The organism is Lacihabitans sp. LS3-19, from assembly GCF_024343575.1.
Lineage (GTDB): Bacteria > Bacteroidota > Bacteroidia > Cytophagales > Spirosomataceae > Leadbetterella.
The window spans coordinates 1-1,747 of the sequence record NZ_RJUA01000071.1; the positions used below are offsets into that span (position 1 = coordinate 1).

Consider the following 1,747-nt stretch of genomic DNA (forward strand, 5'->3'; position numbering starts at 1 on the left):
ATTCCTACTGGTTTAACAAATTGGAGACGGTAATCGCCGTTAATTACATTGTTAAATACATATTTTCCATCAATTCCTGAAACTGTCGTGTCAATAATTACACCTGACGCATTGAGTAAGTACACCGTAACGTTTGGCAATGGGGTATCCCCAGCATTTTGTGTATTTGAAAAGTCTTTATCTTCAAAAACATAGTCGCCAATAGAGCCATAAGGAACATATCCAGCGTCTTTTTTGGTATTGTTTCTCAAAGTATCATTGACAGGTTTAGTAACATCAATGCTAATTGTTTCAGTCCATCCCGACGTATTAATATCACTATCTAAGGTGTCAATTCCATTATATTGAGGTGAAACCATAGCCTCAGATGGGGTTTTAAAGAATAATTTGTAGTTCCCAGAAGGCAAAGAATCAAATAGATATTTTCCATTAATATCTGAAATTGTACTATCTAACAACACAGTTCCAGTTCCGTCGTAAAGGTAAACTTTAATACTATCCATAAAACTTTCAGTAAGCTCCTGCACGCCATTGTTATTGTAGTCTGCCCAAACTAAATCTCCAATGGAACCAAATCTTACTTCAATAACTTCTGTTGTAGCCGTTGCTGTACAACCGTTTAAGCTTTTTGCCGTTACGGTATAAATGCCAGGCGTAGAAATACTTACGGTATCATTGGTTCCTAATCCATTAGACCAAAGATATGATTCTCCTCCTTGAGCAATTCTTAGAACATTGCTTTGAAGGACACTAATAGTATCATTACCCAAGATTGTAGGCAATGGCATAATCGTATCTACAGCTACAACAATTGATGCAGTTGCCGTAAATCCATTCACAATATTGGTTTTTGTAACCGTATAAATCGTGGTTATTGAAGGCAAAGCGATCGGATTAGAAATATTAGCATCACTAAGTCCAATTGATGGCGACCAGCTATAGGTATGACCAATTTCAGCTATTTCTCCAATTTCTTGTCCTAAAGTATTATCAACGCAAGTAATGGTAAAGCCTGTTCCTGCCACTGCAATTGGAATACTATTATCTAAAGTTATTACCACTTGGTCTTGATCATCTTCCGTTGGAATATTATTGTTTGGCGTACTATTTGGATCAAATTGGTCTACGCCTACTACTTGTGCAATATTGGTATAGCTAATGCCTGATAAAGGAGGCAAAACCGTAGCTTTATAAGTTAGTATTTGAGAATTTCCTGACAAAATTGTAGGAATATTCCATACCAAAGAATCTACTAATAAATTTCCAGAATTGCTTATGTTGGTAATGTTTCCATAGCCATTTGGAATAGCATCTCCAATGGAAACATTCGTAGCAGAATCAGGCCCAGCATTATTGATGGTTAATGTAAAAATGACTACATCTCCCACAATTGGATTTAAATTGCTTATAGTTTTAGTTAAACTCAAATCCGCGATCTGAGCACTAGGGGTCACGGAATCATAATCATCTTCCGTAGTTACGTCATTGTCAGGGGTAGAGTTCGGGTCAAACTGGTCAGAAGCAATCACCTGAGCGACATTGGTAAAGGAAACCCCCACACCAGGAGCCAAAACGGTAGCTTCATAAGTCAATACGACCGAACCACCCGAAGCGATAGATAAACCACTCCAAGTCAAAGTATCGTTGGCAAAAACGCCAGCACCACTGATATTGGAAATCAAGCCATAACCATTTGGAATAGCATCTTCGATAGCCACATTGGTAGCTGCATCTGGTCCAGCATTAG

1 protein-coding gene is annotated in these 1,747 nt (G+C 38.0%); it reads right to left on the bottom strand.

Annotated features, from left to right (window positions below; translation table 11 throughout):
* The coding region (locus tag EGI22_RS15365) for an SdrD B-like domain-containing protein (protein WP_310588169.1) at positions 1-1,747 on the bottom strand (1,747 nt) is incomplete at both ends.